This window comes from Microcoleus sp. K1-B1 (assembly GCF_036704705.1).
In the GTDB taxonomy this organism is placed as follows: Bacteria; Cyanobacteriota; Cyanobacteriia; order Cyanobacteriales; family Microcoleaceae; genus Microcoleus.
This window is the reverse complement of the sequence record NZ_JAUBSH010000062.1, coordinates 26,947-40,221: the sequence shown is the minus strand read 5'-3', so window position 1 is coordinate 40,221 and position 13,275 is coordinate 26,947. Positions and strand designations below refer to the sequence as shown.

General features: G+C 43.9%; 15 protein-coding genes. 7 read left to right on the top strand and 8 right to left on the bottom strand.

The features are described 5' to 3' along the window. Window positions 1-935: GAF domain-containing sensor histidine kinase (locus tag QUA83_RS20615; protein WP_333058448.1), on the top strand; the 935-nt coding region annotated here is incomplete at its 5' end. A 170-nt stretch (window positions 936-1,105) separates the two neighbouring features. Then, window positions 1,106-2,641: an ATP-binding protein gene (locus tag QUA83_RS20610; RefSeq protein WP_333295462.1), complete on the top strand. Its 1,536-nt coding sequence runs from the start codon at window positions 1,106-1,108 to the stop codon at window positions 2,639-2,641. A gap of 619 nt (window positions 2,642-3,260) precedes the next feature. On the opposite strand, the gene QUA83_RS20605 is transcribed toward QUA83_RS20610, so the two are convergent. Beyond that, the gene (locus tag QUA83_RS20605; RefSeq protein ID WP_333295461.1) at window positions 3,261-3,953 is read right to left on the bottom strand and encodes a hypothetical protein; all 693 of its coding nucleotides are present in this window, start codon (window positions 3,951-3,953) and stop codon (window positions 3,261-3,263) included. Window positions 3,954-3,981: 28 nt separating this feature from the next. Continuing rightward, window positions 3,982-5,367: a HAMP domain-containing sensor histidine kinase gene (locus QUA83_RS20600; RefSeq protein ID WP_333295459.1), complete on the bottom strand. Its 1,386-nt coding sequence runs from the start codon at window positions 5,365-5,367 to the stop codon at window positions 3,982-3,984. Between the two features lie 121 nt (window positions 5,368-5,488). Here QUA83_RS20600 and QUA83_RS20595 point away from each other — a divergent pair, with 121 nt between their 5' ends. Both QUA83_RS20595 and QUA83_RS20590 read left to right on the top strand, forming a co-directional pair. Continuing rightward, on the top strand, window positions 5,489-5,656 hold the full coding sequence (locus tag QUA83_RS20595; RefSeq protein ID WP_333295457.1) for a hypothetical protein: 168 nt from the start codon (window positions 5,489-5,491) through the stop codon (window positions 5,654-5,656). Window positions 5,657-5,762: 106 nt separating this feature from the next. Beyond that, complete coding sequence (locus tag QUA83_RS20590; protein WP_006635576.1) at window positions 5,763-6,086, top strand: DUF3155 domain-containing protein; 324 nt, start codon at window positions 5,763-5,765, stop codon at window positions 6,084-6,086. Window positions 6,087-6,156: 70 nt separating this feature from the next. On the opposite strand, the gene QUA83_RS20585 is transcribed toward QUA83_RS20590, so the two are convergent. From QUA83_RS20585 to QUA83_RS20570, 4 genes are all read right to left on the bottom strand, one after another. Continuing rightward, on the bottom strand, window positions 6,157-6,354 hold the full coding sequence (locus QUA83_RS20585; RefSeq protein ID WP_333295456.1) for a hypothetical protein: 198 nt from the start codon (window positions 6,352-6,354) through the stop codon (window positions 6,157-6,159). 91 nt (window positions 6,355-6,445) lie between these two features. After that, on the bottom strand, window positions 6,446-6,988 hold the full coding sequence (locus QUA83_RS20580; protein ID WP_333104815.1) for a cofactor assembly of complex C subunit B: 543 nt from the start codon (window positions 6,986-6,988) through the stop codon (window positions 6,446-6,448). A 323-nt stretch (window positions 6,989-7,311) separates the two neighbouring features. Continuing rightward, on the bottom strand, window positions 7,312-7,704 hold the full coding sequence (locus tag QUA83_RS20575; protein WP_333295455.1) for a PadR family transcriptional regulator: 393 nt from the start codon (window positions 7,702-7,704) through the stop codon (window positions 7,312-7,314). A 343-nt stretch (window positions 7,705-8,047) separates the two neighbouring features. Next, the gene (locus tag QUA83_RS20570; protein WP_333083642.1) at window positions 8,048-8,251 is read right to left on the bottom strand and encodes a DUF751 family protein; all 204 of its coding nucleotides are present in this window, start codon (window positions 8,249-8,251) and stop codon (window positions 8,048-8,050) included. Between the two features lie 274 nt (window positions 8,252-8,525). Here QUA83_RS20570 and QUA83_RS20565 point away from each other — a divergent pair, with 274 nt between their 5' ends. Continuing rightward, a complete protein-coding gene (locus QUA83_RS20565) occupies window positions 8,526-9,401 on the top strand; it encodes a DNA adenine methylase (protein ID WP_333295453.1) in 876 nt (291 codons plus the stop codon). Between the two features lie 225 nt (window positions 9,402-9,626). Here QUA83_RS20565 and QUA83_RS20560 read toward each other — a convergent pair whose 3' ends face one another. Both QUA83_RS20560 and QUA83_RS20555 read right to left on the bottom strand, forming a co-directional pair. Next, window positions 9,627-10,109, bottom strand: a complete 483-nt coding sequence (locus tag QUA83_RS20560; RefSeq protein WP_333295451.1) for a PD-(D/E)XK nuclease superfamily protein — start codon at window positions 10,107-10,109, stop codon at window positions 9,627-9,629. A 27-nt stretch (window positions 10,110-10,136) separates the two neighbouring features. Further along, on the bottom strand, window positions 10,137-11,072 hold the full coding sequence (locus QUA83_RS20555; protein ID WP_333295450.1) for a metallophosphoesterase: 936 nt from the start codon (window positions 11,070-11,072) through the stop codon (window positions 10,137-10,139). A gap of 102 nt (window positions 11,073-11,174) precedes the next feature. On the opposite strand from QUA83_RS20555, the gene QUA83_RS20550 reads away from it, so the two are divergent. Both QUA83_RS20550 and QUA83_RS20545 read left to right on the top strand, forming a co-directional pair. Continuing rightward, window positions 11,175-12,206, top strand: coding sequence for a hypothetical protein (locus QUA83_RS20550; protein ID WP_333295448.1), 1,032 nt, complete (start codon window positions 11,175-11,177; stop codon window positions 12,204-12,206). Window positions 12,207-12,386: 180 nt separating this feature from the next. Beyond that, a complete protein-coding gene (locus QUA83_RS20545; RefSeq protein WP_333295446.1) occupies window positions 12,387-13,190 on the top strand; it encodes a Uma2 family endonuclease in 804 nt (267 codons plus the stop codon). Window positions 13,191-13,275: the final 85 nt, after the last annotated feature.

Here is a 13,275-nt window from a genome sequence, read left to right as displayed (position 1 = left end):
TTACTACTGATCGCCTTGAGTTGTTAAAACTTTTATCTGCCCAAATTGCTATTTCTATTGAGAATGCTCAACTTTACAAAAATTTACAGGAGTTCAATCAAAACTTAGAGCAATTAGTGAGCGATCGGACTCAACAATTATCGAATACCCTAGAGGCTTTAAAAGCCACCCAAACACAGCTAGTCGAATCTGAAAAAATGGCATCTCTGGGAGGATTAGTTGCTGGTGTTGCCCATGAAATTAATACTCCCATTGGAGTTGGTGTCACGGTTGCTTCAGCTTTGGCAGAAAATACCACCGAATTTGCATCTATTTATAAAAGTGGCAAAATGAAGCGATCGGATTTAGAAGAATTTGTCGATATTGCTACCCAAAGCAGTAAGGCACTTCTAATTAACCTAGAGCGGGCAGCAGCCTTGATTCAAAGCTTTAAGCAAGTAGCAGTCGATCGCTCTAGCGAAGAACGACGTACTTTCCAGATCAGACCTTATCTTGATGAAATTTTATTACAATTAAAACCAAAGTTGAAAAATAGCCAACATTCGCTTAAAATTAAGGGAGATAGCAAAATTGCTATAGATTCTTATCCAGGAGCCTTGTCCCAAGTTGTGACAAACTTGCTAATCAATTCTCTGATTCATGCCTACGAACCAGGGATTTCTGGGGAACTAATCTTTGATTGGGAGCAAGAAGGTAATCGGCTAAGGTTTGAATACGCCGATGAAGGTAAAGGTATTCCCCCAGAAAACTTAAGTAAAATTTTTGAGCCATTCTTTACCACTAAGCGTGGTCAAGGTGGCAGTGGTTTAGGGTTACATATTGTCTACAATTTAGTCACCCAAAAACTAAAAGGTGAAATTGAATGTCTAAGTGAGGTGGGAAGAGGAACCAAGTTTATTATTAAATTACCCATGCAAATTGATTCACCAATGTAGAGATCCAATTCCGATTTCCTGGCCAAGATAACTAAGTAAGTCCACCTCATTAAAAGTAAAATAAGGATGACTGAAAAGGTTGCTGTGTAACTATTCTCCCTTCTGCCTTTTTCTTAACAGGTTTTCTAACTTCAAACCTAAACATTAGTAAAAAATAAAGGTGTACAGCAATGAAAAGTGATTTTGACGATTTCTTAACTCAACCATCTCCAGAAACAGTATACTTTGCCGAAGTAATGAACTCGGATGACGAGATATTGTTTGCAGATGAAACCACAGAAGAAAAACTGAGTGAAAGCTGGAAAATTTTAGTTGTAGATGATGAGTCTCAAGTTCACACCGCTACCGAAATTTCACTAAGGAAGTTTGTCTTTGAGAATAAATCTTTAACTTTCATTAATGCTTACTCCGCTCGTGAAGCTAAACAGCTAATCCAAGAAAATCCTGATGTTGCCATCATCTTACTTGATGTAATTATGGAAACAGATGATGCGGGATTAAACTTTGTTAAATATGTCCGCGAAGTCTTAGGCAACCAGTTAGTGCGAATTATTTTACGCACGGGTCAACCCGGACAAGTACCTGAAAAAAGCATTATTATCAATTACGATATTAATGACTATAAAACTAAAACAGAATTAACGACATCAAAGCTATACACTACGATGCTAACAGCTTTGAGAAGTTTTTCTCTAAGTCATAAATTGCAGTCTGAAATAGAGCGACGCGAACAAGTAGAGAAAGCACTCCGTCTCAGTGAAGAAAAAGAGCACCAAAAATCTGTTGCCTTAGAGCATTTTGTCAAAGAACTCCAAGAAACACAACTTCAGCTAGTTCAAAGTGAAAAAATGTCTAGTCTCGGTCAATTAGTTGCAGGTGTCGCCCATGAAATCAACAATCCGGTTAACTTTATTTACGGCAATCTCTCTCACGCCAACGACTATATTAAAGAACTCATTAATATGTTGAATCTTTACCAAAGGTATTACCCGCAACCCGAAGCAGAAATTGTCCATGAAATAGAAGATGCAGAGTTGCCATTTATCATAGATGATTTACCAAAATTGCTTTCTTCTATGCAGTTAGGGATCGAACGCATTCGCAATATTGTTCACTCTCTACGCAATTTTTCTCGGTTGGATGAAACTGAAATTAAATCAGTAGATATCCACGAAGGCATTAATAGCACTTTGATGATCTTACAGCACCGACTAAAGGCTAAGTCCGATCGCCCTGCTATCAATGTGATAAAAGACTATGGTGCATTGCCGCTGGTGAACTGTTATGCCGGTCAGCTCAATCAGGTGTTTATGAACCTTTTAGCGAATGCTATAGATGCTTTAGAAGAGCGGCTAAGTAGAGAAGATGGTGCAGTTTTTCACCCCCAGATTTTGATTCGGACTGAAGTTGTACCCGGCAATTCGCAGGACAACATTAGCTCGGCTTCCCACATCCTGGTAACAATTTCTGATAATGGTGTGGGCATGACAGAAACAGTTCGTGCTAAACTTTTCACTCCCTTTTTTACTACTAAGCCCATAGGAAAAGGTACAGGCATGGGATTGTCCATCAGCAGAAAAATTCTGATAGAAAAACACTGCGGTCAATTGGAGTGTATTTCTACGCCAGAGCAGGGAACGCAGTTTATTATTGATCTGCCGACTATCTGTAGATCCACTAAGATCCCCACCGTAGCGGAAGCCTAGAAAACTTATCTGGCTGAATTGATCATATACCGGTTTTCAGTTGCATAAGAATAGGGTAATTGCTAATTGGTAATTGCTCATTAATCGGAATTATGACAGAATTTTTCCCCGCAGCAAGTTCCCCCCATTCTGGGGCGGGATAGGCGCTGCGGCTTTAGTCACATTTTTCTAACTTAGAGCAGAGTACAGGTTTATGAAGTAAACCCCTGATGGCTCACTCCCAGTAGTGGAATGGCATTGCGGTTTCTAAAGCTGCACCCCAGAAACCGGGTTTCTTTAGAGTTCTCGCATCATTACTGATTCTGTTGCTCGAAACCCGGTTGCTCGAGATCTACCTCTACATGAAATATGCTGTATTTATAGGACAAGAGTTGAGCGCGAAAATACAAGATTAATACATCCTGATAGCTCGTTTGAAACGAAAAAATTTTTGTTATTCTCAATCAGACAACAAGTTTAGCAGATATTATCTTCGATTATTAATTTACTATCTAAAATTTGCTAATTTTCCAATGCCATATCAAAATTAAAGAAATTATTTGGCTTTTATGCGATCGCCGGCGTTACTTAGTGATACCATCATTCAGCAATGCCTTTTTTTGTAATATCATCGAAGCGCTCAACGAGCTTCGCTTTGCTGCAAATGCCGCCCAACTTCCTGATGACATACGTGCCAAAAATACAGGGCTAAATTTAGAAGAGCTAATAATTTAGTGCCATCTTCTAACATCGCGTGTAATCCTTGGCTTCGCAAGTTTAAAAGGTCCCCAAACCGGGAGATCGCGAACAATAGAAATCCTGCGACTAATGGCAGGTAAGGAGTGGTTTTGATGTATCGCCAAAACGTAACTCCGTAAAGGAAAACAGCACTACCATAACACAAATAAATTAATTTCTTAGATATTCCCAACCGAGAAATAATCAAAGTCATCCGAAACCTGTCATCCAGGAAAAAGACTCCGAGTAGTAAAGCACTAAAAAATAAGAAGATTGCCGATCGACTGCGCGGATTTTTCTGGCGCAGCACTCCGAAAGTAAATGCACAAATTGCGACTGGTATGCACCAGAGGACTTCGGAAACTCCGGTTAGAAAGCCTTCGTAAGGGAACCAGAAATTAAAAGGGTCGCTAAACAGGCGTTCAACTCCGTCTCCCTGGTTGTTGAATTTTGCGTATAAGCTCAGCCCGCCCAAAATCAGAACAGTCAGAATGTTAAAAGCAGCTAAAAACCGTATACGAAAAAAGTGTTTTTTGAAAATTTCTAAAGAATTTGAAAAGTTGGGTATTTTATCGAATAAAGGTAGATGCTTCATAATAAATGTCTCTAAGCAATAGAGTTCGTTACTTATTCACTGGTAGCCAAACCACAAAGGTAGTGCCGCGATCGGTTGGATATAAATGAGTTTCCGCCGATGGCAGCCATTCAGGATTGACTGGGGAAAATACTTCTATTTCTCCTTGCATTTGGCGGACTAAATCGCGGGCGATCGCCAAACCCAATCCTGTGCCGGGAATTTCGGTCTGCGCTTTTTCTCCCCGGTAGTGCCGCTCAAATAAATGCTCTAAATCCTGGGGAGGAATGCCGGAACCTGTGTCGCTGACGGCAACTGCTATGGCAGGCAATTGGCTGTATCCTGCCCGATCGCCATCGGCTGCTTTGTACCTTACTTTAATATAAATTTGGTGGCCGGCAGGGGTATATTTCAAAGCATTGTCAATTAAATTGCTCAAAACTTCGCGCAAAGCTCGATCGTTCGCTGAGACTGGTGGCAAATCCGCCTCCATGTCGGCTACCAATTTCAGATTCCTTTCAGAGGCGATCGCCTCGGCGGAAGTTAACAGCGGTTTTAAGACTTCTGTAACAAAACAGGATTCCTCCAAATTGGCCACAGGTGACAGCGACAGAGGAGAATGCCGGATTGATTCCACATTGGAGGTTGTTGTTTCGGAAGTGCCCGATCGCAGTTTTAGATGTGCTTCGCCGGTGTCAACGGTTCGATCAAACTGGCCGAGCAACTCTTGCAGCCGATCGCTCTCTCGGACAATACTAAAAGCCACATTGCGGTTTTTGTCTTCCGGTACCAGCCGTCGCGCTAACAACTTGCCAAAAGTTCGCAACGCTGTCAGCGGACTTTTGAACTGGTGCAGCAAATTGTGCATCGTGTCGTAAACCTGAGCCTGGATTTGCCGGGCCGAACCCAATTCCTGCTGCATCCACTGCGATCGCTGGTCTAAAATGCAGGCTAGGGCTAAGGTGCGAGCAATTTGTTGTATTTGAGCCTCCTCTCGCTCGTTCCAAGGCCTGTCTTGCCGACCGCTGACTAGGAGTCCCATTACAGCTCCCTCGTGTATCAGAGGTGTCACTATCTGCATCCGCTGCTGCCACAAATTCTCCGGGCCTTGGCACTGATGGGAAGTGCGCTCCTTACCCGGGAGTCGATCGGGTGCGATCGCCCCTACCGTTGATTCTTCCACAGGCCGAACAGGCGGCGCCAGCAGTCGCGGTACCGGTTTCACTGTCGAGCTTTCGGAAGATTGCAACCTCAACCCCTGATTTTCTTCCGATTCGGCTGAGGTTTCTGGGTAAACTGCGATCGGCACCAACTTTGCTTCGCTGCCTTCTACCAGCTCTTGTGTTAGGTATACCGCGCTGAATGTCGCGCCCAAACTGACGACGATCGCCACCTGCGAGCGGCAAAGTTTGACAAATTCTGAACTGGCTGGCATTAACATGAGCGCCACATTAAGATATCTAACGGAATTCTAAGTAAATTACAAATGATGTGCCGCCGATTACTGATGAGAGACTTCTAGATTTCAGATTTATTCCCTTTGATAGAAGGCAGCTATGTTGAAGGCATGGGGCTTTCATGAACCAAAATTACCCCGCCTCCCCCTCAGCGCAGCTTCCACCGATCCCCAACCTTGGCTTTTGGCGGAACTTGCGGCCCACAATACCACAACCGCTACACTTTTGTCGATCGGCACGAATGTTAAGATTATGTCGATATATTAAAAACAGTTGAAATTTTGAGCTAGAACGGATATACTGGCCTCGGATTTGGTAGCTATCATTACAACCTGTCTGCTCATACTGTCTGCTCACAGAGGAGGTAAAGAAATTGGCCAGGAGACGCAAACGCAAGAGTCGCCGCCGACAAGAAGGACGCAGAATTTTAGAGTGTGTGCCTCAATATAGCATCGAGAGCGGCGAAGATAAACCCGTAACAGCGGCTCGCAAGTTCATCCATGCAGAAGGCATTGCTCCCCCAGCTTTGCTGTTAGTCAAGCGTAACGAGCATACCACTGACAGATACTTCTGGGCTGAAAAAGGTTTATTTGGAGCCCAATACGTAGAAGAGAACCATTTCTTGTTTCCCAGCTTAAAGGTGATGTTGGAAGCTACCACAGAAAAAATTCCTGTGGTGTCAGCCAGCCGCGCATAGCTCAAAATGTTTAGCTCAAAACATTGACAGCAATGTTTTTCTAAGTCTTTTAACCAAAGCGCGAGAGTTCTCATTGTCTGGAGAGTGCCAACTGAAATTTCTGCGAAAAGTCCTTAGAAATTAGGGTATAAGGAGCCATCGCAACAGGCGTGATCGCAGCCCAAGGGCGATCGCCACAATTGGCACTTTCACGATAATGGTTTTTTTTGATTGACTGTTTGGTCGATCGAATTTGTCGATCGAACAAGTGGATCAAAAAAACAGCCACGGGTTTATCAACGAGAGATCCGCTCTTGAGTCATCCGTTTGTCAGCTCGAAGTCTAACTACGGCATCTAGCATATCAAAAAACGTTCCGCGTCAAACTTTATAATCGATCGGTTTCAAATCTAAAGCTTTTTGCATGGCTGCTAGTTCATCGCGGTGAGCTCTGACAGTAACAAAGCTCTTGGTTGGGCTTCCCGACTCAGCAACTGATTCGAGTTTGAGGGAGACTTGCTCAGAGCGTCCAGCTTTTTTCCAGTAAAATACCCCCGCCAGCGGGGACAGCAGTACCAAAGCTAGGAAAATTTGACCTTGTTGGGGAACTAGCATTCCCAAAACCAGTCCCAAGCACAGAGCGCCACCTGCACTCAGCAGTGTTAGAAAAATAGCTAGAAACCAACTCGGCCGCACAAAACCCTCAAACGTGACTTTATAGTTGGGGGCATCGACGGCTGCAACTCGGTAAGCTCTCTGGGCAAAATACTGTTGTAAGTCGGTTAACAGTGACTCTTGGGCGCTCTCGGAAGCCAGCTTGACTTGTTCGATTCGATCTTTGACTGAAGCCTTGATGAAGAAAAACAAGCCAACAGCCAACAGTAGCGTCAGCACAAAGGTAGAGGGAAGAACAGCAGTATCCATCGGTAGAAGTTTGTGTAATTGAAATTATCTACTATTACTTTACAGAACTTTACATAAAAAAGCGATCGAGGACTTACGCAGACACTTTGTTATCAAAATTCGCAGAAAGCTTCTTCTGCAAGGCGTTTTGCTCTCCATCACTCAATTCCCATATCTCCCCATCATTCCTAATTCTCAAGTGACACTGCGTAAGTCCTGACGTAGTGTAGCTGCTTTAATCGCTGTGCGGCGGGCGATCGAGCAAAGCGAAGGCTTCGGACGGGCAAATCGCTTTGCAAGTAGCGCCAGCATCTCCAGGGTTTAGGCATCCGATTCCAACTCGGCTAACCTGTGTGACCAGTTTCTAAGGCGCGGGAACGACGATCGGACGAGCCGTTTCCCTGACCAATGTACTCATGCCAAAGACGAGCGAGGTCTTGAGCTTGGTGCCGCCACTCAGGGAGGATTTGATACATCCGGCGGGGGCGGCCTCGTCCTTCTACTTTTTTCCAGTAACCGGTGATTACGGCTTCATCTTCGAGGAATTTCAGAGCGCTGTAGAGAACGGTATCAGAAAGTCGGTAGATGGGGAATTCCCTTTCTAGTTGGCCAATCAATTCTGTACCGTAGGAATCTCCGCGCAATAACACGGAGAGAATGTAACACACCGCTAGTTCCTTGTTTAGATAAACAGGAGGGGGGTCTTGAAAAAATTGATAGATATGTTCAAACTTCATCTGTCTTGTCCGCTAGAAACTCTCGTGATACCGTCAGGTTAACGGGAGAGGAAAGCGGGGCGGGGTGTGCCGCTTCCTAATGATTAAGTGGGACACCGGGGAAACAGAGGTGCAGTATTTCCCCAGTGAATGTTGATAGCCCCAAACGCTTGTCCTGCACTTCGGTAATGTTTGCCTGCCCCTTGGTTGAGGAGCACTGGCGTAACTAGCGCAATTTTTTTCCTCTTCCAATCTATCGCAGCGACTATTGTCAAGTGTGCGATCGCCTGCAAGAGTTCGCAGTTACTTTGGGAGTTTGTGTTTTAACTGAATTTGCCGTTGATGTTTGCGTTCTAGCTTGGCTTTAAACCGAACTCAGGCCTAACATAGCCCGCAGTGTAAAAGTTAGAAAGACAAAAGTCGCTACAATCGAACTAATCAGGGCGATCGCACTTGTCGGTCGATCGAGCAGGGGTTTGAGTCGCTCGAACAGGAAAAAGAAAATTCCCAGACATATCGTAATGAAAAAGCGCGGGTAGCGAGAGACGTTATTAATAAAATCTTGCATTGGCTTGGTGGGGTAAAGTGTCACAGCACAATCTTTGACTGGTAACACTTGTGAGCGAGTTAGACAATTTTGGCACAGCCGGAGCTAAATCTGCAGATCGGGCGATCGGGCATTTTTGCCGACGAGGCTGACATATATAATTCTAACGAAAACTTTTCGCCGATGGCTCCAGCACTGTCTGTTTAATGCCACGCAACCTCCGGTGACAACTTCAGAAGTATTTATATTGAGTTCTAGTTGTGATAAATATTATAAGGCTGTTATTTCTAGATAAATGTCTGCTTCCGCACCTTTTCAAGTCTTGCCGCGTCCCTTTCTGAAATGGGCAGGAGGCAAAACTCGGTTGATTGGACAATATCAACCTTATTTTCCTGAAAAGTTCACAACTTACTACGAGCCTTTTTTGGGTGGCGGAGCTGTATTTTTTTACTTAGCACAGCAGCACCCTGGTTTGCAAGCTGTTTTAACAGATATTAATCCTGAGTTGATTAATGCTTATCGCTGTGTGAGGGATAAAGTTGAAGAGCTGATTCTACTTTTACAGGATCATCAGTTAGAACATACCAAGGACAATAAAAATTATTATTACTCGGTGCGATCGCGCTCCTACAAGACAGATACAGAAAAAGCAGCACGCCTGATTTATCTAAATAAAACTTGTTACAACGGCCTCTACAGAGAAAACTCAAAAGGTGAATTTAATGTTCCCATAGGTCGATACAAAAATCCTAACATTTGTCAAGCAGATTTACTGCGATCGGTTTCATCTTTACTCGCGCCCGCTCAAATTGAAGTCAGAAAATTCGATGAAATTTTGGATTTTGCTACCAGCAGCGAAGACTTTGTTTATTTTGACCCGCCTTATTATCCCATCAGTGCCACCAGTAACTTCACGACTTACAGCCGGGATAATTTCAAAGAATCGGAACAGATTAAACTGAGAGATATTTTTGCAGAACTTGCAGAACGGGGCGTGAAAGTTATGCTGTCTAATTCTAACTGCGATTTTATCGAAAAAATCTACAGCGATACTCAAATATTTCCCAATCAATCTCTGCCGAAACTCATTGAAATTTCAGCATCTAGGGGAATTAATTCTAATACTTTTAAGCGGGGCAAAATCAAGGAATTATTAATACGTTTATTTTAAATCTTATTTAAGCCAAGTCTCTAATTAAGTAATGAGAATTAAATAACTTACAATGCGTGATGGTTCTTGTGGGATGGGCGTCCCGCCCGCCCTTTCTGGACGGGCGGGACGCCCATCCCTACACCCCACTTTCAAGAGTGTAAATTATTTAATTCGCGATCCTAAGCATATTTTGTAGGAGCAATACGTGGTTGCCCCACACGCGGAAAAATTCCGTAATTCCTGTTACAAATATTTGTTAGCCCAGGTAATGAAACCTTCGAGCTTGTGAACTGCCAACAGATTTTGATTGTCAGGAATTTGTTTTTTAAACCAGTCGATCGAACCTTGCCTCATACCGTCACCACCCACTATAACAATTGTTGGTACGCGATAACAATTTTTAATATTTAAATTGAGGTAAGGATACTTCTCGTCTACTGAACCTTTGTCTTCTTGCCACTTGCACTCAACAATTAGACCCCGAGGAAACACACCGGAATTAACAATATAAAAATCGACATTTATTTCAGTTTCATAAATGCTAGACCCGATATAAACCTGTTTAGCATATCGCTTGGGATTTTCAGTAGAGATTAAGAGCCAATCTCGCTTGCGCTTTTTCGGCAACTGGGGGCATATTTCGAGATATCCGTGGCCTTTCAACGTACCTTCTACAGTTGTTTCTAAAACAAAACCAGTTTTATTGGCTCTAAAACCCCTATTCATTTTGTTGGCTCCTGAATATAATTTGAATTAAGCCGATCGCACTTCGATCACTCCCCTGTCAAAAACCCGTTTGTCAGTACCTATAGAACTGACAAACATCCGGTCTTCATAGACATCAAACGTCGCAAAACTCAGGCGGCTAGCAGAATACTCCGTCCACTCAGAACGCCCCACCGCCCGCGTGCCCCCGCCGGCACCGCAAATTAAATAAGTCGTACCGTTAATCGAGCGAGTGCGTTCGTAACTGTGCTCGTGTCCGTTGATATAAAGCTGCACGCCGTACTTTTGAAACAAAGGCGTCAAAGTCTTAATAAAAGATTGATTCAATCCGTACAAGCCAGAGGAATAAATCTGGTGATGGCCGAACACAACTTTCCAAGGTGCGGTGCTCTGACTCAACTCTTTTTCCAGCCAAACAAGCTGATTTTTCCAATCCGCATTGTGATTGGTGTCTAAAGCAAAAAACTGTACGGGATCGCGGCGAAAAGTATAGTAGCGACCTTGCATATTAAAACCCGCATATTTAACTTGCGGATCGCCGTTAGCAGTGCGGATGTCGTGATTTCCCAGACAAGCATAAAATTTTACACCTTGCTGTAATAATGGCTGATAAGGCCGCTCGAAAACAGCATTAATTTTTTCAATTTCGCCGTTATTGTAGATATTGTCGCCGGCGAGAACCGCAACATTAAAAGGATTTTCCCGGTGATATTGCGCCATCGCCTCAGCCACAGCATACTGACCCTCAGCCCCCGTACCGGTGTCGGCCACCGAAATAAAGCGTAAAATAGGCTGTGAGGCCGGTAAAGGGACGATCGCCCTTTCTGCCTCAACGTTAGAAGGCACAGCAGCATTGGTGTCTCTACCGGAGGAAGTCCGAACCTGAATCATTTTCGAGACTGCGGCAAAACCTAAGCTGCTGAGACTGCCTAAAATTAGAAAGTGACGACGTTTGATGCTCATTTTGATTCGGTTACAACTAATAAAATGATAAATTAAGGTTGAGATGGCTCAATTAAAATTTATCTCGTTTACATATATTTGCAACGCCCCAAGGCAGAGAAAATGTCAGAAGAACAACTAAACCAACCAATTCCAGAACCCTCTCAATCTCCGACACCGGAGGTTGCTTCGGCTGCAAAGTCTGCCCCCACTGGCAGCAAAACTCAAAATGCCAGCAGCGCGGTTCCCAAAAGTCAGACAATCAAAGCTTTGATGGCATCGATTGGGAATTTGGGAAAAAAAGGCAAAAAATTACCAGCCGAACCCCCGTTGCAGCAAGTAAAGCCGATCGCGCCCACCGCTTCTGACTCAGCAACAGTAACTCCTCCCGCTGTGGCTGTGGAAGTTAACAGCGTGCCGCCAAAAGTTGCTGTAAAATTTGATAAAAAGCCTGTATCCCAACGCAGCGAAGGGAGCTTTTTACAGAACGTCAGTGTACTTTGGCAAAGTATTGTGCGGCTAGTGCGATCGCTACTGCCACCATCTACGAACCAGAAGCTGTCCGATCCAATTTTAAACGCCGCCATAGCAGCAATTCTAATCGTTGCAGTCGGTTTAACTCTCAACAGTTTCTCGCCAAAACCGCCGGAGAAAGTAGCAAAAGTGCCTCTCCCAGCAGCGCAGCAGTCGCCGCAAACTTTTGATGATTTTCTGGCATCGGGAACGCCGCAATCGCCAGAGGCGATCGTACCATCTGAGCCAATCTCTGCTAACTTCAAAAGCAAGTTGCCCGATTTAGTGGCGCCGGAAAAACCGCAACCCGTAGAAATTATCCCACCGCCACCGCTGACGCCCGAACAGTCTCTGATTGCTGCGATTCAAACTCAAGTTACTGACATTAAGAATCGACTGGGCGGCGGTTTAGTTGAGTCTGTTCAAGCTAATTTTGCCAGCAGCATTTTGACGGTAAAAGTCGCTGAAGATTGGTACAAACTCAGCGTAGTTGAGCAAAATCAACTAGCAACGAAGATGTGGAAGGAGGCTAACTCACTCGATTTCAGCAAGTTAGAAATTGCGAATATGGAAGGCAAGTTAATAGCTAGAAGTCCGGTTGTTGGTTCGGAAATGATTATTTTAGATAGAGGGATTAATTAGAATTTAAAGAGTCTGTATCTGTACACCATCTTAACAGCCTTACAGTCCAGGACGCAGCACCTAATTATGTAGGTGTGCAGTGCACACCTTACCGCTGTTAATTTTTTTGAGGATATTGAAACTTTCTCAAACCTGACAGAATGCTACCATTAAATTAATAACTTTGAGGAAAATTGAAAAATGACAATTTTAACTCAAGCCGAACAGCTAGAAATTGAATATCCCAGCAGCGACGGAGAGCCGATGGCTGAAAGCGACATCACGCGCGATTACATGACTTACAGCGTTGAAGCTGTCAAGCTTTACTTTCAAGAACGTTCTGATGTTTACGTGTCAGCCAATTCTTTCATTTATTATGAACAAGGGAACAACCAAGCGGTTGTTGCTCCCGATATTTATGTGGTGTTTGGAGTGGCCAACCGCAAAAGGGATAATTATAAAGTTTGGGAAGAAGGCGGAATTACTCCCGATTTTGTGTTAGAAATTACTTCTGAAACAACTCAGACAAAAGACCAAGAAACCAAACCCGAAATTTATCGGGCTTTGGGAGTTAGGGAATATTTTCAGTATGATCCGTCGGGAGATTACCTAAATCCGATTTTACAGGGAGTACGTCTAATAAACAATCAGTACGAGCCGATTGCTGCCAACAATATCGCTTTCGATACGCTGTGGTTGTTCAGTGAAGTGCTGGGACTGGAATTGCATCTAATTTCAGGAGAATTGAGGTTTAGAGTTCCTGAAACGGGTGAGTTTTTGAAGACTCACAAGGAAGAAAAACTGGGACGACTCGCTGAGCAACAAGCCAGACTAGCAGCGGAGTCAGCCTTTCAACAATCTGAGCAAGCACGACTGGCCGCAGAGTCAACATTACGATCGCTCGTAACTCAACTCTTAAATTCTGGAATGAGTCTGGAACAGGTAGCGCAAATGATGAATTTATCGACAGTGGAAGTGAGACGATTGGTAGGGGAAAAATGTTAATCGATCGCACTTTTCCAAGATATCAAGAATAGTGCGATCGAAGTATAGGACAAAATGTGAACAGTCAACAGTCAACTGTCAACAG